Source organism: Basilea psittacipulmonis DSM 24701, assembly GCF_000743945.1.
GTDB lineage: Bacteria > Pseudomonadota > Gammaproteobacteria > Burkholderiales > Burkholderiaceae_B > Basilea > Basilea psittacipulmonis.
Map to the genome: position 1 here is coordinate 608,333 of NZ_CP009238.1, position 20,890 is coordinate 629,222.

General features: G+C 37.9%; 22 protein-coding genes and 1 tRNA gene. 16 read left to right on the forward strand and 7 right to left on the reverse strand.

Annotated features, from left to right (window positions below; all coding sequences use genetic code 11):
• Positions 1 to 62 precede the first annotated feature (62 nt).
• Entirely contained in the window at positions 63 to 320 is a 258-nt protein-coding gene (locus IX83_RS02655) for a LuxR C-terminal-related transcriptional regulator (protein ID WP_038498910.1), read from the reverse strand.
• Positions 321 to 814: 494 nt separating this feature from the next.
• Here IX83_RS02655 and IX83_RS02660 point away from each other — a divergent pair, with 494 nt between their 5' ends.
• The gene (locus tag IX83_RS02660) at positions 815 to 1,042 is read left to right on the forward strand and encodes a hypothetical protein (RefSeq protein ID WP_038498913.1); all 228 of its coding nucleotides are present in this window, start codon (positions 815 to 817) and stop codon (positions 1,040 to 1,042) included.
• Here the strand turns inward: IX83_RS02660 and ppx are convergent.
• Entirely contained in the window at positions 1,039 to 2,538 is a 1,500-nt protein-coding gene (gene ppx, locus IX83_RS02665; RefSeq protein ID WP_143244806.1) for an exopolyphosphatase, read from the reverse strand. The two genes, IX83_RS02660 and ppx, sit on opposite strands and share 4 nt — an antisense overlap.
• A 75-nt stretch (positions 2,539 to 2,613) precedes the next feature.
• Here ppx and IX83_RS02670 point away from each other — a divergent pair, with 75 nt between their 5' ends.
• The 6 genes from IX83_RS02670 to IX83_RS02695 all read left to right on the forward strand — a co-directional run bounded on the left by IX83_RS02670 (position 2,614) and on the right by IX83_RS02695 (position 7,974).
• Positions 2,614 to 3,801, forward strand: a complete 1,188-nt coding sequence (locus IX83_RS02670; protein ID WP_038498919.1) for a BaiN/RdsA family NAD(P)/FAD-dependent oxidoreductase — start codon at positions 2,614 to 2,616, stop codon at positions 3,799 to 3,801.
• Positions 3,802 to 3,931: 130 nt separating this feature from the next.
• Positions 3,932 to 4,942, forward strand: coding sequence for a phosphate ABC transporter substrate-binding protein PstS (gene pstS / locus IX83_RS02675; protein WP_038498922.1), 1,011 nt, complete (start codon positions 3,932 to 3,934; stop codon positions 4,940 to 4,942).
• Entirely contained in the window at positions 4,918 to 5,922 is a 1,005-nt protein-coding gene (gene pstC / locus IX83_RS02680; protein WP_038498924.1) for a phosphate ABC transporter permease subunit PstC, read from the forward strand. The genes pstS and pstC overlap by 25 nt, the downstream gene beginning before the upstream one ends.
• Positions 5,923 to 5,933: 11 nt before the next feature.
• Positions 5,934 to 6,770 (forward strand): phosphate ABC transporter permease PstA, encoded by an 837-nt coding sequence (pstA, locus tag IX83_RS02685; protein WP_038501432.1) that lies wholly within the window; start codon positions 5,934 to 5,936, stop codon positions 6,768 to 6,770.
• Between the two features lie 8 nt (positions 6,771 to 6,778).
• On the forward strand, positions 6,779 to 7,561 hold the full coding sequence (gene pstB / locus IX83_RS02690; RefSeq protein WP_038498927.1) for a phosphate ABC transporter ATP-binding protein PstB: 783 nt from the start codon (positions 6,779 to 6,781) through the stop codon (positions 7,559 to 7,561).
• A gap of 164 nt (positions 7,562 to 7,725) precedes the next feature.
• Positions 7,726 to 7,974 (forward strand): response regulator transcription factor, encoded by a 249-nt coding sequence (locus IX83_RS02695; RefSeq protein WP_051919123.1) that lies wholly within the window; start codon positions 7,726 to 7,728, stop codon positions 7,972 to 7,974.
• 410 nt (positions 7,975 to 8,384) lie between these two features.
• Here IX83_RS02695 and IX83_RS02700 read toward each other — a convergent pair whose 3' ends face one another.
• Positions 8,385 to 8,573: a zinc-finger domain-containing protein gene (locus IX83_RS02700; RefSeq protein WP_038498930.1), complete on the reverse strand. Its 189-nt coding sequence runs from the start codon at positions 8,571 to 8,573 to the stop codon at positions 8,385 to 8,387.
• Between the two features lie 71 nt (positions 8,574 to 8,644).
• Between IX83_RS02700 and IX83_RS02705 the strand changes: the two genes are divergently transcribed.
• Positions 8,645 to 9,982 (forward strand): DEAD/DEAH box helicase, encoded by a 1,338-nt coding sequence (locus IX83_RS02705; protein WP_038498933.1) that lies wholly within the window; start codon positions 8,645 to 8,647, stop codon positions 9,980 to 9,982.
• 10 nt (positions 9,983 to 9,992) lie between these two features.
• On the opposite strand, the gene IX83_RS02710 is transcribed toward IX83_RS02705, so the two are convergent.
• Positions 9,993 to 11,585, reverse strand: coding sequence for an SEL1-like repeat protein (locus tag IX83_RS02710; protein WP_051919126.1), 1,593 nt, complete (start codon positions 11,583 to 11,585; stop codon positions 9,993 to 9,995).
• 154 nt (positions 11,586 to 11,739) lie between these two features.
• Here IX83_RS02710 and IX83_RS02715 point away from each other — a divergent pair, with 154 nt between their 5' ends.
• On the forward strand, positions 11,740 to 12,093 hold the full coding sequence (locus IX83_RS02715; RefSeq protein WP_038498936.1) for a carboxymuconolactone decarboxylase family protein: 354 nt from the start codon (positions 11,740 to 11,742) through the stop codon (positions 12,091 to 12,093).
• 2 nt (positions 12,094 to 12,095) lie between these two features.
• Entirely contained in the window at positions 12,096 to 12,413 is a 318-nt protein-coding gene (locus tag IX83_RS02720; protein ID WP_051919127.1) for a rhodanese-like domain-containing protein, read from the forward strand.
• 53 nt (positions 12,414 to 12,466) lie between these two features.
• On the opposite strand, the gene IX83_RS02725 is transcribed toward IX83_RS02720, so the two are convergent.
• Positions 12,467 to 13,150, reverse strand: coding sequence for an MmcQ/YjbR family DNA-binding protein (locus IX83_RS02725; RefSeq protein ID WP_051919128.1), 684 nt, complete (start codon positions 13,148 to 13,150; stop codon positions 12,467 to 12,469).
• A gap of 128 nt (positions 13,151 to 13,278) precedes the next feature.
• Between IX83_RS02725 and cas2 the strand changes: the two genes are divergently transcribed.
• From cas2 to IX83_RS02745, 5 genes are all read left to right on the forward strand, one after another.
• Positions 13,279 to 13,488 (forward strand): CRISPR-associated endonuclease Cas2, encoded by a 210-nt coding sequence (gene cas2, locus IX83_RS08790; RefSeq protein ID WP_077315879.1) that lies wholly within the window; start codon positions 13,279 to 13,281, stop codon positions 13,486 to 13,488.
• Positions 13,489 to 13,755: 267 nt separating this feature from the next.
• Positions 13,756 to 14,475 carry a glycosyltransferase family 52 gene (locus tag IX83_RS09075; protein WP_038498939.1) on the forward strand — a complete coding sequence of 240 codons (720 nt, stop codon included), beginning with the start codon at positions 13,756 to 13,758 and terminating at the stop codon, positions 14,473 to 14,475.
• Positions 14,472 to 14,747, forward strand: a complete 276-nt coding sequence (locus IX83_RS09165; protein WP_158074707.1) for a glycosyltransferase family 52 — start codon at positions 14,472 to 14,474, stop codon at positions 14,745 to 14,747. Before IX83_RS09075 ends, IX83_RS09165 begins: the two co-directional genes overlap by 4 nt.
• A gap of 415 nt (positions 14,748 to 15,162) precedes the next feature.
• Positions 15,163 to 16,854, forward strand: a complete 1,692-nt coding sequence (locus IX83_RS08530; RefSeq protein WP_051919133.1) for a DEAD/DEAH box helicase — start codon at positions 15,163 to 15,165, stop codon at positions 16,852 to 16,854.
• Positions 16,855 to 16,965: 111 nt separating this feature from the next.
• Positions 16,966 to 17,041, forward strand: a tRNA-Lys gene (locus IX83_RS02745).
• A 181-nt stretch (positions 17,042 to 17,222) separates the two neighbouring features.
• Here IX83_RS02745 and IX83_RS02750 read toward each other — a convergent pair.
• A complete protein-coding gene (locus IX83_RS02750) occupies positions 17,223 to 17,750 on the reverse strand; it encodes a hypothetical protein (protein ID WP_038498941.1) in 528 nt (175 codons plus the stop codon).
• 164 nt (positions 17,751 to 17,914) lie between these two features.
• Here IX83_RS02750 and IX83_RS02755 point away from each other — a divergent pair, with 164 nt between their 5' ends.
• On the forward strand, positions 17,915 to 19,480 hold the full coding sequence (locus IX83_RS02755; RefSeq protein WP_038498944.1) for an IS1634 family transposase: 1,566 nt from the start codon (positions 17,915 to 17,917) through the stop codon (positions 19,478 to 19,480).
• 66 nt (positions 19,481 to 19,546) lie between these two features.
• Here IX83_RS02755 and IX83_RS02760 read toward each other — a convergent pair whose 3' ends face one another.
• Positions 19,547 to 20,782 (reverse strand): AAA family ATPase, encoded by a 1,236-nt coding sequence (locus IX83_RS02760; protein WP_038498947.1) that lies wholly within the window; start codon positions 20,780 to 20,782, stop codon positions 19,547 to 19,549.
• Between the last annotated feature and the right edge of the window lie 108 nt (positions 20,783 to 20,890).

The window sequence follows — 20,890 nt, forward strand, 5'->3', positions numbered from 1 at the left end:
ACCCTAGCGTGACGCTATCGAAGATTTATTCACTCACGTTATAGATGAGGCCTGTTTGGACCTTATCGATAAGACTTAAATTCAAGCGAAAAAGAATCCTTGAAAGTATGCCAAAGCAGATGTAATGGCGTTTTTGCTTTAAGTTTGGATAAAGCATTTTGTCGGTATCGTTCCACCGTTCGATGTGAAATACCTAATGAATGAGCCACTTCCTGATTCTTTTTTCCTTGAATCATCAGAATGCAAACATCTCTTTCTCTTGAGGTCAGCTTTCTCCAATGGGGATGATAGGTCGATAGTAAATGAATAATATTTTGCATGGTACGCTCCAAACAAACATAATTTTTTACTATGCACATAATGCAAATAAATACCTATATGTAAATTATTTTAAATTAAAAATTAAATCTTGAAAAAATAAAAGAGATTTTTTGTAAAAATTAATGCATTAATAAATAGTTAGATGTTTATTTAGTGAGGTATTTTCTTTAAAGAAATTGACCTAGGAATCACTATTGGCTAGATAAAAAATAAGGTAAGTATTGGGCAAAAAAGTCAGTAACGATTATTAAATGTTTTTGTTGAAATGAGGGATTGAGAAAGGGACGGATAAGCAACGAAAGCCTTTAACGGTTTAGATAAGAGAAGAGGGGGAGCTGTAAATGAATATAAAAAGGTAGGATAAAAAGGTCATAATGATATTTATTTCCTTGGCTTAAATCGGCATAATATCGGTTAAGTTTTGATTTATTTAGGTATGAAATAGAGATGATAAACGAATAAGATGACTGACTCAGATAATGGAGGGTAAAAGATGAAACCGTATATTCAAAAAGTCCAAGAAGAATGTCTTATCAGAGAATTGCACTGGCTACTGACACAGGGATATAGTAAAGAAGATATTTGTAGTATTTTGAATATTAGCCATCAGCATTTAGAACACTACTTAATTTTATTGATCAAACATCGTATTTTAAATATAAACGCTGACACCCAAAGCACATGGACTTTGGGTGAACCGAAACCCAAGTATCTGAGTTAACTGCTTGTTTTCTGGATATCTAAATGAATGCCCAGATCTTTCCACGCTTTAGATTCTAGTTCTAGACTATAACGTGTTAAAGCATGATCGGATAACCATTTTTTACTGGCACGAATCGTCCAGTCTGAATGATTAACTGACACTTCGATAGTTTGTTGAATGGGACGACGTTTTCTCATTAAGAGAGTGGCTAACCGTAAACAAAAGATGGTTAACAAAATGTTTTCTTTGTTACCTGAAAGAGAAATATCTTTTAGTTTGGAAAGACTGCCTTGGTGGCCCAAAACAATGAGTGATAAGAGTTGTTGATCACTTTTTGAGAACCCTGGCATATCGGCATTTTCAATGATATAAGCAGAGTGTCGATGGTAGGAACTTTGAGAAATACTAATGCCGATTTCGTGTAACTGAGCGGCCCAAGAAAGCATTTGTCGAAGTTCTTTTTTGCTTTCATCATGGTGGAATATTTGATCAAAAAAATACTCGGCAAGTGATTTAACGCGTTGTGCTTGATGTTGGGAGACATGGTAACGCTGCATAAATTGTAAGACGGATTCGTTACGCTTATCAACGGCTGTTTTACGACCGATTAGGTCATAAAGAACACCTACGCGTAATGCTCCTTCGCCTTGGTTCATCCGTTCGATTTTTAAGGCTTTAAAAATTGCCATCATAATGGCCAAACCAGCAGGCAAGACTTCTTGACGACTATCTTTCAAACCCGATAAATCTGTTACTCGAGCCACGCCATGTTTAAGAATGATTTTTTTGAGTTTTTCCATTCCCTCTAAAGTAATGCCTTGATCGGAAAAACCACATTCTTGTAGGACGGCAACAAGGGCTTTTGCGGTTCCAGATGAGCCATATACTTCATCCCACATTATTTTTCGATAAGGTTTGATAATGCTTTCTAATTCTTTAGAGGCGGCCAATTCGGCTTGTTTAAATTTGGTTTCATCGGCCTGTCCTCCTGGAAAAAATCGCTGAGTATAGCTGACACATCCCATATGCAGCGATTTTACGATAAGCGGATCCAGTCCTTTTCCAATAATGAATTCTGTGGAACCGCCTCCGATATCAATCACTAAACGTTTATTGTCAGAGGGGGGTAATTCATGAACGACACCTGAGAAAATTAATCGAGCTTCTTCTTGACCTGAAATGACCTCGATGGGATAACCTAATGCGGCTTCGGCTCGAGGTAAAAAATCGTTGACATTTTTGGCGACACGAAAAGTATTGGTGGCAACGGCACGTACGCGATCGGCAGGAAATCCCTCAATACGGTCACCAAATAGTTTTAATACATTGATGGCACGTTCGATAGCTTCTTCGCTAAGATAATTATGTTCATCTAAACCTGAAGCAAGGCGGACGGTTTCTTTTAGACGATCATTTGAATAAATTTGTGAGATACCATCTCTTTGTTCAATCGTACCAATGGATAAACGAAAACTATTGGACCCTAAATCGATGGCGGCCAGTTGGTTGTCTATACTCATATTCATCAATGTTCACTTGTTTTATACTATGATAATTGTAACAAAGCCAAACTAGAAAGGGAGCAAAACTTGTCCAATCAAAAATTTGATGTATTGATTATCGGAGCAGGCGCGGCAGGGATGATGTGTGCGTCGCGTTGCCAAAATAAAAAGGTTTTGTTGGTGGATCACGCATCCGTTGTCGGTGAAAAAATACGTATTAGTGGTGGTGGACGTTGCAATTTTACGAATCTGCATGCTTCGTATGAACGTTATGTTTCTAAAAACCCTCATTTTGCACGTTCTGCACTGGCTTTGTTCCAAGCAAAAGATATGGTGAATTTATTAGATCAATACGGGATTGGGTGGCATGAAAAGCATTTAGGTCAGCTGTTTTGCGATGAATCGGCCGTTCATTTGGTGGAGATGCTTAAACAAGAATGTCAACGAAATCATGTTAAATGGTCCTTATCTACTACGGTTCATGATGTGCTTCCTTTACCCAAAGGCTTTAGGGTAAAAACGAGTCAAGGTGATGTGGATGCTGATAATGTGGTGATTGCCACAGGAGGTATGGCTGCTCCAGCGGTAGGGGCGACAGATTGGGGGATTAAAATCGCTAAACAATTTGGTTTAAAAATTGTAGAGACTAAGCCTGCTTTGGTTCCTTTGATTTTTCATGCCGATGATTGGCAAGGTTTTTCGAGCTTATCGGGTATTTCTTTGCCTGTGACGATTACAACTGGCCAACAAAGTTTTGAGGAGGATTTATTATTTACACACAAAGGACTGTCGGGACCTGCGATTTTGCAAATATCTTCTTATTGGAATGGTCGAGATAGTCTCATTATCAATTTATTGCCCGACACGGATTTGGAGGCTGTCTTATTATCAGCTCAGTCTAGCAAACTTTTACTAGGTAATGTTTTATCGGGATTATTACCTAAGCGTTTAGTACAACAGTTTTTGACACATTTTCATTATCAGGATGACCAAAAAATAGCCACCTTGTCAAAACAAAGTTTAAAAGCGATGGCCCGAGTTTTTCAGTCTTGGGAAATTACTCCAAAAGGTACAGCAGGCTATAAAAAGGCCGAAGCGATGAGTGGCGGTGTCAGCACAGATGAATTATCTCAAAAAACGATGGAATCTAAAAAAGTGCCAGGACTTTATTTTATTGGTGAAGTGGTTGATATAACAGGATGGTTAGGAGGCTATAACTTCCAATGGGCTTGGTCTAGTGCAGTGGCGTGTGCGACTCATTTGTCCACAAAATAAGTATTGATCGGATGAATGTGGTGGCTTTGATAACGTTAGGTGGGTGGACAGTCAGTTAGATATTGTATTGTCACGAAGATGTCACATTTCGTTTTTATAATGAATAAGATATCAAATAAAGAGGAGATGGATGGTGAAAAAATTTTTGTTACGTATCTTGCTAATTGGACTTCATGCCGTTTCTAGCATGGCATTAGCCTCTCAATTAACAGGTGCGGGGGCTTCTTTTCCTTTTCCTATTTATGCAAAATGGGCAAAAGCCTATGCGGATGAAACAGGGGTGATGGTTAATTATCAGTCCATTGGTTCAGGAGGCGGTCAACAACAGATCATCGCAGGCACAGTAGATTTTGGTGCTTCAGACGATCCTATGAATATTCAAGATATTGAAAAACATCATCTGTTTCAGTTTCCTGCTGTTATCGGTGGAATTGTGCCTGTTGTGAATATAGAGGGGATTCAAGCAGGAGACTTGGTCTTATCGGGGCAGGTTTTGGCTGATATTTTTGAAGGCAAAATAAAAAAATGGGATGATCCTGCTATTGTCGCTTTAAACCCTGATCTGGCATTACCGCATCGTACGATTATTGTCGTACATCGTTCGGATGGTTCAGGTACAACCTTTAATTTTACAGATTATTTGGCTCGTGTATCCGCATCGTGGGCAAAAAATGTCGGTGTGGGTAAGGCCGTAAAATGGCCAGTCGGACAAGCTGGTAAGGGTAATGAGGGTGTTTCCGCATATGTTCGCCAAATTAAAAATTCAATTGGTTATGTTGAGTATGCTTACGCAAAACAGAATCGTTTGGCATGGACGAAGATGAAAAATAAATCTGGTTCGGTGGTAGCACCCACAGTGGATAGTTTTTCAGCGGCAGCCACTCATGTGGATTGGTTGGCTTCGCCTGCGATGGGGGCGATATTAAACGATCCAGTAGGACAGGATGCTTGGCCGATGTCAGCAGCGACGTTTGTATTAATTTCAAAAAAACGGACAGACCGTAGTCAAGATGTTTTAACATTTTATAATTGGGCTTGGACAAAAGGTAAAGAACAAGCGATAGCTTTAGATTATGTTCCCTTACCTGATTCACTGATAGATTTGATTCACACACAATGGAAAAACCAACAGACTCAGTAACTACATCCACACCAGCATCTTCTGAACAGAACGTGTTGGGTTCATCGAAACATCGTCGTTCTTTGAATATTGGCGATTCGATTTTCGGTGGACTGGTGCATTTTTTTGCCATATTCGTCTTTTTGCTACTTCTGGCGATTTTTATCTTTTTGATTTACGGTTCGTGGGATACGATATCCAAATATCATTTTAGTTTTATTTGGACGGATAACTGGGATCCTGTTAATGGTGAATATGGGGCATTGGTGCCGATTATTGGAACGCTGTTGACCTCTTTTATTGCATTGATTATTGCGGTACCTGTGTCATTTGGGATCGCTTTATTTTTAACAGAATTAGCACCCGTTTGGTTACGTCGTCCTGTCGGTACCTTGATTGAAATGTTGGCCGCCATCCCCTCTATTATTTATGGTATGTGGGGATTTTTTGTTTTTGTACCTATTTTTCAAGCTTATATTCAAGAACCGCTTGTGGACTGGTGTGAGGGGATTCCTATTCTTGAACATTTATTCGCAGGTCCACCTATGGGGATTGGGATTTTTACGGCAGGTTTTATCTTGTCGATTATGATTATTCCTTTTATTGCTTCTGTGATGCGTGATGTGTTTGAGGTGGTACCCAATATGCTAAAAGAGTCGGCTTATGGACTAGGTTGTACGACTTGGGAAGTGATGTGGAAAGTGGTATTGCCTTTTACGCGAACAGGTGTGGTAGGGGCAATTATGCTGGGTTTAGGGCGTGCTTTGGGCGAAACCATGGCCGTGACGTTTGTGATTGGTAACGCTTTTAATTTACCCAACAGCATTTTTTCATCTTCAAACTCTATCGCTTCAGCGATTGCGAATGAATTTAATGAGGCCAATGGACTACAAAAATCAGCTTTATTAGAACTAGGGTTGATTTTATTATTGATTACTTCGGTGGTGTTGGCGTGTTCGAGATTATTGCTTCGTCACATGGCCACCAAAGAGGGTAAATAATGATGTCAAATATGAAAAACATGATTTATATCCGTCGTCGTTGGACAAATATCTTTATGTTAGCCTTGTCTTATATGACGGTGTTAACGGGCTTGTTTTGGCTGGCTTGGATTTTATGGACCTTAATTTCTCGAGGATATGATTCTTTGAGCTTATCGTTGTTTACACAAGTCACACCCGCTCCAGGTGAGGCTGGTGGCTTGTTAAACGCGATTCTGGGTTCTTTGTTGATGTCATTAGTGGCGACTTTGATCGGTACGCCGATCGGTATTTTGGCAGGTACCTATTTGTCAGAATATAGCAAAGGCAGTAAGTTAGGAGCTTGCATTCGTTTTATGAATGATGTGTTGTTGTCCTCGCCCTCAATTGTCATTGGCTTATTTATTTATATTGTTTACGTGACAACGGTGGGGCATTATTCAGGATGGGCAGGTGCTTTTGCCTTGGCGATTATTGTTATCCCTGTCGTGGTGCGAACTACAGACAATATGCTTGCTTTGATTCCTAATCATTTAAGAGAAGCAGCATATGCTTTAGGTTGTCCTAAATGGCGATTGATTGTCAGAATTTGTTATCGGTCTGTAAAGGCAGGAATTTTAACAGGCGTATTATTGGCTATAGCTCGTATTATGGGCGAAACGGCCCCTTTGCTATTTACCGCCTTATCCAACCAATTTATGAGTTTAGACATGAATGCACCGATGGCGAGCTTGCCAGTCGTGATTTACAGCTATGCGGCCAGTCCTTTTGATGATTGGAATAAATTAGCATGGGCTGGAGCTGTGCTTATTGCCTTATTTGTGTTGTTACTGAATATTATTGCTCGTGTATTTTTTAAAGGGAAATAGGAAGTTATATGACCGCTACCGTAAGAATACCTGATGAAGATGTCAAAATTGAACTGAGAAATTTACAGTTTTATTATGGGCAGTTTCATGCTATTAAAAACGTGAATTTACAACTACCACGAAATAAAGTCACTGCTTTTATCGGTCCTTCAGGTTGTGGTAAATCTACTTTATTACGAACCTTAAATCGCATGTATGAACTTTATCCTGGACAACGTGCAGAGGGCGAAATTTTATTAGATGGTGAAAATTTATTAACCACCAATCAGGATATTTCTTTGATTCGTGCCAAAGTATGTATGGTTTTTCAGCGCCCAACTCCTTTTCCCATGAGCATTTACGATAATATTGCTTTCGGGGTAAGACTCTATGAAAAACTATCAAAAGCTGAGATGGACGAGCGTGTTGAGTGGGCATTGACAAAAGCGGCGTTATGGAATGATGTCAAAGATAAATTAAAGCAAAATGGCAATAGTCTATCAGGCGGACAGCAACAGCGTTTATGTATTGCTCGTGGTATTGCGATTCGTCCTGAGGTCTTGTTGCTGGATGAGCCGTGTTCAGCATTGGATCCGATTTCCACCTCAAAAATTGAAGACTTGATTCAAGAGCTTAAAGGAGATTATACCGTTGCTATCGTGACACACAATATGCAACAAGCGGCACGTTGTTCGGATTACACCGCTTATATGTATCTAGGCGAGTTAATTGAATTTGGTGAGACAGAAAAGATTTTTGTTAAACCTAAACGCAAAGAAACGGAAGACTATATTACTGGCCGTTTTGGTTAACCTTGAATAATGCTTGTTTAATTGCTCTGAAAAAAAGATATTTTTTAGTTAATAAGGTATCAGAATAAAAATTTATACTAGGATATTTTTCTGCATGAATTAACTTTTATTGTCTTTTTTGGCCTATAGTGAATGCTCCGATGAAATTTGATTAGGAGATTACAATGAATGTCAATCAGGCACAAAAATTACTGTCAAAATATGAGAAATGGCACTCACTTACCCCAAGAGAGCAAGAAGTAGGGCAGTTGATTGCATTGGGAGAAAGTAATAAAACGATCGCGTTTGCGTTAGGTATTTCGCAAAGAACGGTAGAAAGCCATCGTTCCCGATTATTTTTTAAATTAGGTGTTCGCAATTCCACTCACTTAGTATGGGATATGTTAAGTCATTCGGGCAAGTTACCCTCTTAAATACTGCTTATCCCAATAAATAGCTTGAATGATGGTGACTACTCATCAGACATCGCGAAAACGAGTGGTGGTGGGGATTTTGGGTGTTTTAAAGATCTTTATGTAAACGTTATATGATTCATGACTACTCATCAGACATCGCGAAAACGAGTGGTGATGGGGATTTTGGGTGTTTTAAAATCGCTTGTTGGTAGGTATTGGGGAGTTGATGAATGAAATAATCGTGATGGATGGGTTAAAGAATGGAAAACTCTTTTGCTAGTATGCTTAAAGTACTAGCATTTTTTTATAAAAAAGCCCGCATAGATAGCGAGCTTATTTGAGTTAGCATGCGATGAAATTTGTTTGAACTGATGCATCATCAGTCGTTTTCAACCATGCGGTGATGGTGGAAAAAAAACGCAGGTGACTTAATGTGAATGAACTTTAACACCGTCTTTTAGTTTGTAATGTTTATCACAATAAGGACAGGTCACTTCGCCAGTATCGGTAATATCTAAATAAACGCGAGGATGTAAGTTCCATGCTGGAGTATCTTTAGGTGGGCAACTTAAAGGCAAATCGTTTGCATCTACTTCAATAATTTTATCGTCTTTCATTTTTAAACTCCGACCAATGATGGGTATATATTGTACAATGGTTCTTTATCGATTTATTCAAATTACACTATATGCCTAGCATATCTAGCACAGAAACATTTTCAGCCTTTAATCTACATCCTCTAATTTTAAAAGCGATTGAGGCGTACACACATCCCACTCCGATTCAACAACAGGCAATTCCTATTATTCTAAAAGGTTTAGATGTGATGGGAGCGGCACAAACTGGAACGGGTAAAACGGCGGCCTTTGCTTTGCCTTTATTAGAACGATTGATGCCTTTTGCTAATTCTAGTACTTCACCAGCAAAACATCCTGTAAGAGCTTTGATTTTAACTCCGACACGAGAGTTGGCAGAACAAGTTTACGAAAACATCAAAGAATACAGTCGTTATTGTGCTTTGCGTGCTGTGGTCGTGTATGGCGGGGTTGATATTAAGCAGCAAAAAATCGAGTTGCAAAAAGGGTGTGAAGTCGTGATTGCGACACCTGGACGTTTGATCGATTTATTGTCACAAAATGTTTTACAACTTTCTCAGCTTGATATTTTAGTGTTGGATGAAGCAGACAGAATGTTAGATATGGGCTTTGCACCAGATCTAGAAAAAATTCAAACATACTTGCCCGATCAGCGACAAGGCTTGTTATTTTCGGCTACGTTTAGTCCTGAAATCCGAAAATTAGCACGTCGTTTTTTAAATCAACCTGTGGAAATTAATGTTGCTCCTCAAAATGCAACCTCAGAAAACATCGAACAGATAGCCTACAACGTGCCTCAAGAATTAAAGGATGCGGCGGTTCATTATTTGATTTGTTCGCGTGATTTAAAACAGGTCATCATCTTTTTAAACCGCAAAACCAGTGTCGATAGTTTGGTTAGAAAACTAAAGCAGGAAGGGATTTCATGTGAAGCGATTCATGGTGATAAAAGTCAATTAGAACGCACAAAGACATTGGATGGATTTAAAACGGGTGATATTCAAGTACTTGTAGCCACGGATGTAGCAGCTAGAGGACTGGATGTGGCTAAGCTACCTGCCGTGATTAATGTTGATTTGCCTTTGAATCCAGAAGATTATGTTCATCGTATTGGTAGAACAGGACGAGCTGGTGAAAAAGGTATTGCTATATCATTAGTTGATGAAGCTGATAAAACCTCACTTTCAGAGGTGTGTCGGGTGATTGGTAAAGAGATACCGTTGACACAGTTAACGATTCCCTCTGTCTTTTTTTATCGCGGTGCTGCTCGTCAACAACCGATTGATGACTTCTATTACCGTCCTTATCAGGCGAGTGAAAGCCCGAAAGAAACACCCGCTAAACCCATCTCTAAACTTAATAAAAAAGATACGAAGCAAATGTTTTTGCCTGTGTTATTAGGCGGCAAAGGGTTAAGCCGTAAAGCCTAACCTTTTTCAATTAGTGAGATATGCCTAGCTCTTTTAAGAAAGCGATGGCTTCTTCATTTTTTTGATCAGCAGCGAGCCGAGCATATTTGATAGCAATCTTATCGTTTTGAGCCACGCCACGACCCTCATGGTAGATTTTGGCTAAACGAAATTGTGAAGATCCTGATCCTTGATCGGCAGCAAGGTGGTAGTATTTCGCTGCTTTTTGTAAATCTTGTGTCACGCCTTTTCCATTCTCAAACATACTGGCGACATTGTGTAGGCCGACTTTATTACCACGATCGGCCGCTTCTTTCCAATATTGAAAGGCTTTTTCAAAATCTTTAGGAACTCCTTCACCATTATGATACATATATCCAAGATTGATATGAGCGGGTAAGTACTCTTGTTCAGCTGCCAAGTGATAGTAAAAAAGAGCTTTCTCAAAATCTTGAGACACACCTCGTCCTACTGAGTATAGTCTTCCCAAACCAAATTGAGCTTCTGCCACACCTTGATCGGCTGCAAGTGTGAAATAACTTACTGCTTTGTCAAGATTAATGGGCATACCATAGCCGTTATAATGCTTGTAACCGAGTTCAAGTTGTGCTTCTGGATGTCCTAAATCGGCGGCAATTTCATAATGTTGGATGGCCTCTTTAATATCAGCAGTGACACCTTCTCCGAATTCATAAGCGGTGCCTAATCTAAAATGTGCATCGGCAGAACCTTGCTCGGCCGCAACACGGAAATATTCAACGGCTTTTTGGTCATCGATCTCAACACCACTGCCTGACTGGTGCATAATGCCTAAACTTAATATGGCGGCGGTCACGCCTTGATCAGCTGCTAATTTAAAATAATGTAAGGCTTTTTCATAATCAACATGACCCGCCGTCCCATTCCCGTACATAGCTGCTAGATTTGATTGAGCACTGGCATTACCTTGGTCGGCTGCAATTTGAAAATGACGTAAGGCCAGCTCAGGATTTTTCCCAATGATGTCAGAATAAGTGTACATTAGCCCTATATTTAAATGTGCATTTGCTGAGCCTTTATCTGCAGCCTGCTGAAAGTAGTGTAGTGCCTTCTTCTCATCTTTTTCCACGCCATAACCTTTGCTATGCATCCATGCCAAATTGCATAGTGCATCAGGATATCCTTGGTCGGCTGAGCGTTGAAAATAGGTTATAGCTTTCTGATAATCCTGAGAAACGATCGTGGCTTCCACATAAGTACAAGCCAATAAAAACTGTCCTTTCGCTGAGCCTTCGTCCGCAGCAAGCTGATAATAATGTAGTGCTTTTTGAGGATCGGGATCAATACCAAGACCTTGTTCATACATTAAACCTAAAAACGTTTTGGCTTCGGTATGCCCTAAATCGGCAGCGAGTTTAAAGTGCTGCTGGGCCTCTTTGTAGTTTTCTTGATTAAGATATTCGGTCCCACGATCGTAAAGATCATTTGCTGCTTGTTCATTTGCAGTGGAAGTTGTTTTGCTTGCTTCTTTAATCGATTCAGACTGCCTATTTGTTTGTTCTTGGGTGGCTGGTGAACTTTTTTGATCGATATTTTTATTTGATGATTGGGATCCAAATAATTGTTTGAAGAACTTTAAAAACATACATATTTCCTTTGTTTTTATGATTTGGTCTATTTTTTATCATGTGGTATAGCCAAAAAAGCATTTTTTCGATATGATTTCATTTGAAGCATTTTATATCAAAAGATAAGCTTAATGTTTAGTAATGAACAATATTTTTTAGATAGGAGTCAAAATGTTAGATTGGAAAGGCTATAAAACAAAATTGACGAAACGTTTAGGAATTTTTGCTCGTTTATCTCCCGATACGATGAAAGGTTACCAAACTTTATCACAAGCGAATGCTGATGGCGTGTTGGATACCAAAACGCGCGAATTGATTGCTTTAGCCTGTGCGGTGACAACACGTTGTGATGGGTGTATTGATGTGCATACACAAGCAGCTATTCAGGCAGGATGTAGTGAAGAAGAAATTGCAGCAGCTTTAGGTGTTGCGGTTGCCATGAATGCAGGAGCCGCCATGGTGTACTCTGCACGTGTGATGGATGCTTATGCACAGCTCAAACCATCTGATCAAACTGAGGTGTAAAGATGAAAGCATGGTTGTTTAGTGGCTTGTTATTGATGGCAGCTCCAGCTTGGTCAAAGACGATATGGATTGATGTGCGTACGGCACAAGAATATCAAACTGGACATATTGTGAATGCAGCCAACATGCCTTATCAAGATATTGTGACATTAGCTCAAGAAGCGGGTTTGGATAAGGCTGATCGAATTTTGTTGTATTGTCGTAGTGGTCGCCGTTCAGAGCTGGCCCAAATCGCTTTACAACAAGCAGGTTACACGCACGTGCAGAATTTAGGCGGTTTTCAAGATTTAGTGAAAACAGGTGCTGTCAAAGTTGAGTAATAGGGCGATTTGAACTAGTGATAATAAGAAGATACGGTAATAAGTATCTTCTTTTATGATTCAACCATTTTTTTGCTTTCAGCTAACCACTCAAAAACCTCTTCATCGCTGAGCTGATCATCTAATGTTAGACTGACCCAATGTTTTTTGTTCATGTGATAACTGGGGTAAACGCCCGCTTGTTTAAAGCATTTTGGAATTAAATCGGGATTGACTTTTACATTCAACACATCCACTTTTTGTGAACGATCGTGGATAGGCGTTGCTTTGGCGGTAAAGTCCAGTTGTTCATAAGTAATTGTCATCAGCAAGCCGTACCATTTTTGATTCACAGGCGAACGAAAAGCGACAAATTCAGGATACTTTTTAAAAGGGTGATCGGGAGCGGGAAGTTTAGCGGTAATACGCTGTGACTGTAAGGAAGTGCCGTATTGCTCGGTAAAACAGTGTTCTGCTATTTTTTTCAAAATCTCACTATAGGCTTGGCGAATCTCTGCAACAAAGGCCCCGACTTGCTGAGGTAAACGAAAATTAATGTATTCCGTTTGCATCTCGGTATCCCATACTTTCCCTGTTAAAACGCCGTTGGGATCGATTTGAATAATCGCTTCGAACGGATGCTTCATCAACTGTTCACGATACTCATAGATTCCTTGATGCAACTTAAATCCAAAAGGAATCAAACTTTGCCAATTAACGCGTTTGTGCGTGAAAAATTCCTGTTCAAATGTTTGCATAATCGTTCTCGATATTATGGGTATCCCCATTTTATTACTAATTTGTAATTTCATGTGCATGATAAATGATATGAGAAAATGGTGTTTGACAGGGTTTCTGGAGAGGATAGAGTGACGTTTTAGAGCGTTTGGATGAGGCGTACAGATTAGGGAGTGTTGTTAGAAGTAGGGATGTGCTACAAAAACATTATCGACGATTAAAAGAAGCATTGCCAGAAGAGGGATCAATACGATGTTTGGAAGTAACTGAAAAACAATACGCTCAAATGCAGTGTTTATTAGGTGAAGTGCCCGTTAAAGAAGAAAAAATCAATGCTAAACAACTTTTGGTGTTTTGAGGGATGAATCGTTTGAGAAGATGGGGGTTTTAGGTGATTTGGATAGTTGATGATATGAGGGTGCATGCTAGGATTTTTTTAGGGGACGAGGGAAGATGAAAAATAGGTTGATAGAGAATGTTATGCAGACGAGTTTGCTAAAACGGTAATCATTTTCTGTATTCATGTTTAAATGAGTAAGTATTCAAAGCGTTGAATGATAAAATGGAAAGTTTTATCTTTATCTACACTAGATACGGATGCATCTTATAAAAAGAGTGGATTTTAATGCCAACACGTTTATTTATATGTCATACCCCGCTGCAAGCACTTATTGCAAAGCATTTGATTGAAGCCAATCCTCATTATGAGACAGATCTATTAATGTTTTGTTATCCACTGGCAAATCGTACAAAATTCCAAGAATATTTTGATAAGTTGAAACCTTTGTGTCGGCAGCATCATTTCTTTGTTACGCCTAATAAAGAGCTGAAGCCGAGTCGATATTTATCAAGTGTACTTAAAAATTTCCGTTCTCGATACGATGTGGTATTAGTGGCTAGCATTGACAATATTCATGTTCAGTATCCACTGAGTAAAATTAAGTTTAAACGTTTAGAGACGTTCGATGATGGTACGATTAATTTAGTTTCAAAAAGCTGTTTTTATGAACCTAAATTATTGATAAATAGTTTGAGAAATTTGCGTCAAGGTGTTCGTTATCAAACTCAGGATCTGCGTAACTTATCTCAATGTCATCATACATTGTTTCCAGATTTGCCCAATATTACGCCACGAACTCAGGCTATCGAGTTATGGCCAACTTCAGAAGAAAGTCAGTCAGATCAAAGTGAGCGATCCGCAGTGACTAAATCATTGTTTTTGGGACAGCCTATTTTCAAAAACAATACACTTGATTTGCGTTTAGCGGAATTTGTGATGAATAGTTTAAAAATAAATCATTATTTTCCGCATCATTCTTTGTTACTACCCCCCCCATATCATTGAAAAATATAGATATTATTCAAACACCTTTGATATTTGAAGATTGGTTGTTGCAAGAACTTAAAACTAATCCGACTACTCAATACGAGATTTTTACGTTTACTAGTACCGCCGCGATTAATGTACATCGTTTTCCTCATACTAAAATCTACAGCCTTCAACTGAACCACTCCCTATTTCGAGAGCCAATGTATGAGGAACTTTATCGACTTTTAAAACAACTGAATATTCCGATACAAATGCTGGATGTGCCCGGTGACTTAATGCCATCGTGAACGATGGACAAAAGTGTATCTGCCTTGTTGCTATTGAAGAGGGTGGGTTACTGCCTCTTATGTTTGTATGAAAAGTGCTGTGACTTAAATGATTTTTTGTCTCATTGAAATGTCTTCTTTTTTATAAGAATGGTTTTTGTTTTTAAAGAGTGCGAGGTTTTATATTGGGTCAATGATGAGGCTATTGAGAACTTAGGAAGTAAAATTAATACACAAATGTTGCTTTTTATTACTGAATGGATGTAAAAATTGTTGAAAAATATAAAAAAAATAATAGTCGCTTGCTATTCTTTGTTAAATAGGGAACAATAGAGTTTTTTTATCATTTGACACTATTTATTCATATCTTTATTGTCCTAATAATCATCACTAACAATAAATCTAATATTATCAAATAGTGTATTCAAGGAAAGACATGACATCATTTGAAAGCATGGGGCTGCCAGAAGCCTTATTAAATAATTTAAAACACATAAAATTTACTCAGCCAACTCCTATTCAAGCACAAGCTATTCCCTTGGTATTGGCAGGGCATGACGTACTCGGTTCGGCACAAACAGGAACAGGAAAAACAGGTGCTTTTGGTATTCCTTTGGTTAGTTATGTCATGAAACGACCAACAGGAACGGCATTGGTTCTAACACCCACTCGCGAATTGGCTTTGCAAGTTCATGATGAGTTAAAAAAGTTTTTGGGTAAAAAAATTAAGATCGCGACCGCATTATTAATCGGTGGAGAATCGATGCCCAAACAGATTTCGCAGTTAAAACGGCAAGCCAGAGTTATTGTGGGTACGCCTGGACGTGTCAATGATCACATTAAACGCGGTAGTTTGAAGTTGTTTGATACACAATATTTGGTGTTAGATGAAACAGACAGAATGCTGGATATGGGCTTTGTTCCTCAGATTGATGAGATTATTCAACACTTGCCTAAACATCAAACTTTATTGTTTTCAGCGACATTTCCTAAATCGATTTTGGAATTATCAAAAAAATATTTAAACCAACCAAAAGAAATTGCCGTCGATCCAGTCTCCTCCGTGGCAAAGAAAATTGAACAAGAAAATCGTTTCATCAGTAGTGGTGCAAAATTTGACACGTTGTTGGATGAGTTGGCCAATCGTGAGGGGAGTATGATCATTTTTACACGTACGAAAAACGGGGCGGATAGAATGGCTCAACGTCTTTTTAGAGAGGGTTATAAGGCGTTTGCATTACATGGTGATTTGCCTCAAAGTAAACGACAACGTGTGGTGGAAAACTATCGTAAAGGAAAATTTCCGATTTTGGTGGCTACTGATATTGCTGCAAGAGGATTGGATATTTCTCATGTCAATCACGTGATTAACTATGATTTACCGCAATGTCCAGAAGACTATGTGCATCGTATTGGACGTACGGCAAGGGCTGGAGCTAATGGTTTTGCACTGAATTTGATTACACCTACGGATGAAAAGAAATGGGCGATGATTGAGCGTTTGCTTAATCCTGAACAGCACTCAAAATCCATTAAAACATCCAAAGGCCGACATGCAGGTACACAGCCTAAAGAAAACGCAAGAAAAAATAAAACTGATGTGAAGAAAAAAACATCGAAAACGGTTGAGAAAGCCACTAAGACTCACGATGCTGCGGTTGCTAAAGTGAAGCAGGGTTTTGAGTTGAAAACGGTTGAGAAAGCTGCTAAGACTCACGATGCCGCGGTCGCTAAAGTGAAGCAGGGCTTTGAGTTGAAAACGGTTAAAACAAGCAAAAAGAATATTAAAGCTGTTAAAACCGAGCATTCAAAAACATCTCATAAAAAATTAGAGGGTGTCAAAGCAAAAAATAAACGCGTTTCTACTCTCAAAGAGGTAAACACAACCGCCAAAGTGCTTAAAACACAGGATAAGAAAACGAAAAAAATAAATAAAAATACCTTACCTGCTTTGTTTCAATATCGCACAAGTGAGGTTGAAGATGTCAGTACTTCTACAGTGTCTAGAAAACGTCAGCATAAAGGTTTTGATTTTGATGTCGATGCATTGCCTCCAAAACGATCGTCAAAAGTTAAAGAAAATGCACTATTGCTGATGCAGAAACGTTCAAAGAAAAAAAGAAAGTGAACGATTTAATAAGAATGAAATGAGTGGTTTTTACAACACTCTAGCCTTAAAAAAGCAGTAGGTGTTGACAAGTGCTTAATAAAGGTTCATAATAACAGTCTTTAAGCGATTGGGCTGGTAGCTCAGTTGGTAGAGCAGCGGACTTTTAATCCGTTGGTCCCGGGTTCGAGTCCCGGCCAGCCCACCACAATATTTTAGAACCCTGTATTTTTAAACAGCTATAAATTTAATAAGTGTTTGAAAATACAGGTTTTTTCATCCCCCCCCCCCAAAAAAAACTTGATTTGCTGTTTTTTTATCCAGTAAAATCGTATTTTTTAAAAAAAAGTTTTCACGAAGTTTTCACGAAATTCCGCTGTCACAAAAAATTAGGATATTATTTTCTTCCTTTTTAGATGGTTGTGTGTAACTTGGTAAGTTTTGTATTCTTTAAGTTCTGGAATTAATTGACCCGTCCACAAAAGCTCTCGATTAAATCCATGATCGTTTAACTTTTTAATGGACTTTCCTCCTGTTGATATAAATTTATTTTTAAATTCTGATAAAGAGACTGCTCCAAATACGTCACATAATTTTTGAGCAGACTTAATATGACGGCAACATCTAATCAGTTCTTCTTCGAAATTTTCAGTCTGTTGCATTAAACCTGCAAGTAGCTTCATCTCTTTGAGTAACTGCAGGTTTTTACACATTGTTTCTATTTTTCGTGGATCCAATGAATCTACATCAAATACGACAAATGTGTTACTTTTGTTGTATTTGGCTATATGTTTTTTCAGATTTTCTTGCCATAAATTTAATATGACAATTTTGCCAGGTACTTCTAGTATTTCTGATAAAAATACTTCTTCAGTTTCTCCCTCAACGATAAATAATTGTTTACGATGGCGACTCATTAATACCTCACTATCTAACTTAAATTCCCGTAATTCTATACCATACTTCAGTATCAAAAAGATTTTTTGTTATGAATATTAACAAAAAATCTTTTATTTTTTTTATTTAGTATGGTACAATATATAATAAATTGTAACTTCAATATCTACCATACAGAATAAAGATGATTAAGCAACTGTACCCATTACCTGATGTTGGTTTAAGAAAGCAAAAAACGAAAAGTGGCATATACCTCTATAAACGAGGAAAGTGTTATCGAGATGAGAATAAAAAAGTTAAAAGAACGAATGACACGTTGATTGGGAAGTTAGATGAGGAAACAGGGTTTCTCATTCCCAATAAAAATTATTTTGTTATTTTTGATAAGCCAATGCCTAAGACACACAAACTATCTAACGAGTATTCGACGGGATATGTGAGTTGTTATATGAACATTTTTCGTCAACTTGGGATTAGCGATATTCTTTTAAATATATTTGGAGACGAGGCCGAATTAATTAGTCATCTGGCTGGTTATATGGTGCCTGAAGGCAATGTTATGGAGGGGTTTAAGGACTGGGCACAAGACCATAGAATACCTGAGAGATTTCAAAAAAATTCACAAAGGTTAAGTGAATTTTTTGAAGGTATTATGCCTGTCGACATTGAGGAGTTTAAAAACAAGTGGTCAAACTCTAAATGTTTTAATTCAGCGTTTTACGCTTATGATGTGACCAGCATTTCATCTTACAGTGAGAATATTGATGAGCTAGAACTGGGGTATAACCGAGATAAGGAGCTGTTAAGGCAGATTAATCTCTCTGTTTTATTAGATCGTAATGTTCATTTACCATTACTGTATGATTGGTATTCAGGCAGTCTGAATGATAAAACCTACCTGCCTTATGCGATTGAAATGATGCAGGATACTATTGATAAAAAAATCAGTTTGGTGATGGATCAAGGGTTTCATCGAAGCGAGACATTTAAAGATCTTGAACGTAGAGGCATTGAGTTTCTGACACTTTTACCGTCGAATTTAAAAACGTATGATGATTTAATCGATAAGTGTAACGCCATAGGTTTTAAGCACGTCGATAGACTCAGTAACCCACAAAAAAGAGCGAAAACGCTTGATATCACGCTTCAAGGGTTAAAGTTAAAAGCTCATGTGATTAAGGATCAGGATTTATTCAATCAGCAACTGGTTAGTTTTTATAACGACCTAGATAGAAAGGAACAGGAATTAAAGCTACTACAAAAAACCAAGAAACTCGTTAGACCAGGATTGACGGCATTATTTAACGTCACACAGTCTAAAGACCTCGATCTGGCGTATGAGCCCAATAATGAAGCCATTGATCTAGCGATAAGTCGATTAGGATTTATTGTTCTCATTACCAATCATCCATCATTGGATGCGGAAACGGCATTACACGTGTATCGAAAAAAGGGGCTTATCGAAAAAGCGTTTGATAATTTAAAAAATGGTCTAGACTTTAGTCGATTACGTGTTCACTCAGGCGATAGAGTGGAAGGTAAGTTATTTATAGGGTTTATTGCATTAATCCTTAGAATGCACATGATTCATTGCTTATCGAGTCATGAATTAACTAAAAATATAGGATTGAAAAGAAGTATTAAGGAGCTGAAAAAGATTAACACCTATAAAGGAAAACTGAGATCGACCACCGCTCCACTAACCAAAATGCAGAAAAATATTTTAACAGCGTTAAATATTACTTTATAAAAAGCAATCCCACCAACTTTAGTTGGTGGGATTGTTGTGAGGTATAAAAAAGCGGGAATTTAAGATCTAATAATCAAGTAATTTATCAATACCTGTGGTTTTGGGGAGTGTATGAAAAACGTTATTTTTTACATAATTTATTAATTGGCGATCATTTCTTTTAAATAAATGCTCGGGTTGAATAAAATGAGTTTTCCCATCTCTTTTCTTTGCTAGAAACGCATAGGTATGAGTAGGATAGGCCATTTCTAAAATATCATGATTATGGGTGGTGTAGAAAAATTGAGCAAATCTTGGTAATTTTTGTACGATTAAATTAACAACGGCAATTTCTAATTCTGTGTGTGAAAATGCCATAGATTCATCAAGATAATATGTTAAAGAAATCGTGTTATTCTTTGATTGGATGTAGTCACGGTCTGAAAAAACACGAGATACAAAGTTTGCGACATGGATGGCTTCATAGGTTCCTTTGGATAAACGTTCCATGCTACCATTCGTCATTTCTCCAGCTATATCTAGAATCACTTGATGAGAATTAGAAAATTTAATCAAAAATCCTGTCGGTTCCTTATCCTTTCCTTGTTTGGTAAAGATTTCTGTCACCTCTTCAATAGATGAATCAAATGTAGTGAGAATATTCTGTAATACATTAATTTTTATATCAGATTTTTGAATCTCTTGCTTGTTGATGGTATGGGATAAATAATACCTCCAACCAAAAAGGGCGGTGTCTGATTTATTTTGATTCCAAATTTCTATTACTTTGGAAAGGTATGTTATATCGTCTTGTTGAGGGTTTGCCTCAATGTAGATTTTGTTTTGCTTGCTGGATACATCTGTACTGTCTATACTTAACAATTTTTTGCGAGAAGCTTGAGCGGTAGCATTTTTAGGTATTAATATCGCACGATATTTAATTAACAATGCTTTAGAAGTGTTCTCTGGCAACAATATTATTTCGAGCAAATGCAATTTATTATCTATAGGTGTTACGTATTCTAACTGTACACTAGCCTTTTTTGAAGCGTCTGAGACGATTTTCTTTAAGTACGTTGCCATGGGTTCTATTTCATGAGAAACCACAAAGTGCTGAACGCTGTGCATAAGACGACCCAAGTTTGTTTTTCCCGTGGCATTTGCACCAGACAAAATGCACACTCGTTTAAAACGGAATTTTGGGCGTTCTTCTAAATATTCTGCATCGATGATTGAACGCTTGGGTTCACGCTGAATTGTTAAATCTAATTCAGCATTGTCAAAACTATACAGATTATCCGCAAAAAATTTAGTGATTAACATAAATAAGTTACCATTTTGGTATATTAATTAATTTAATTGTACAAAAGATTTTTATTAAAATAAAGAAAAATAATTAATCATATTTATATTGTTTGTTTATTGATGTTA

What these genes read in the sequence shown, in the direction of transcription:
- IX83_RS02705 (WP_038498933.1), top strand. Translation starts at nt 8,645, where the DNA reads ATGCCTAGCATATCTAGCACAGAAACATTTTCAGCCTTTAATCTACAT.
- IX83_RS02700 (WP_038498930.1), bottom strand. Translation starts at nt 8,573, where the DNA reads ATGAAAGACGATAAAATTATTGAAGTAGATGCAAACGATTTGCCTTTA.
- pstS (WP_038498922.1), top strand. Translation starts at nt 3,932, where the DNA reads ATGGTGAAAAAATTTTTGTTACGTATCTTGCTAATTGGACTTCATGCC.
- pstC (WP_038498924.1), top strand. Translation starts at nt 4,918, where the DNA reads ATGGAAAAACCAACAGACTCAGTAACTACATCCACACCAGCATCTTCT.
- IX83_RS02760 (WP_038498947.1), bottom strand. Translation starts at nt 20,782, where the DNA reads ATGTTAATCACTAAATTTTTTGCGGATAATCTGTATAGTTTTGACAAT.
- IX83_RS02660 (WP_038498913.1), top strand. Translation starts at nt 815, where the DNA reads ATGAAACCGTATATTCAAAAAGTCCAAGAAGAATGTCTTATCAGAGAA.
- IX83_RS02750 (WP_038498941.1), bottom strand. Translation starts at nt 17,750, where the DNA reads ATGAGTCGCCATCGTAAACAATTATTTATCGTTGAGGGAGAAACTGAA.
- pstA (WP_038501432.1), top strand. Translation starts at nt 5,934, where the DNA reads ATGAAAAACATGATTTATATCCGTCGTCGTTGGACAAATATCTTTATG.
- pstB (WP_038498927.1), top strand. Translation starts at nt 6,779, where the DNA reads ATGACCGCTACCGTAAGAATACCTGATGAAGATGTCAAAATTGAACTG.
- IX83_RS02715 (WP_038498936.1), top strand. Translation starts at nt 11,740, where the DNA reads ATGTTAGATTGGAAAGGCTATAAAACAAAATTGACGAAACGTTTAGGA.
- IX83_RS02720 (WP_051919127.1), top strand. Translation starts at nt 12,096, where the DNA reads ATGAAAGCATGGTTGTTTAGTGGCTTGTTATTGATGGCAGCTCCAGCT.
- IX83_RS02725 (WP_051919128.1), bottom strand. Translation starts at nt 13,150, where the DNA reads ATGCAAACATTTGAACAGGAATTTTTCACGCACAAACGCGTTAATTGG.
- IX83_RS02695 (WP_051919123.1), top strand. Translation starts at nt 7,726, where the DNA reads ATGAATGTCAATCAGGCACAAAAATTACTGTCAAAATATGAGAAATGG.
- IX83_RS02655 (WP_038498910.1), bottom strand. Translation starts at nt 320, where the DNA reads ATGCAAAATATTATTCATTTACTATCGACCTATCATCCCCATTGGAGA.
- IX83_RS08530 (WP_051919133.1), top strand. Translation starts at nt 15,163, where the DNA reads ATGACATCATTTGAAAGCATGGGGCTGCCAGAAGCCTTATTAAATAAT.
- IX83_RS02755 (WP_038498944.1), top strand. Translation starts at nt 17,915, where the DNA reads ATGATTAAGCAACTGTACCCATTACCTGATGTTGGTTTAAGAAAGCAA.
- IX83_RS09075 (WP_038498939.1), top strand. Translation starts at nt 13,756, where the DNA reads ATGCCAACACGTTTATTTATATGTCATACCCCGCTGCAAGCACTTATT.
- IX83_RS02710 (WP_051919126.1), bottom strand. Translation starts at nt 11,585, where the DNA reads ATGTTTTTAAAGTTCTTCAAACAATTATTTGGATCCCAATCATCAAAT.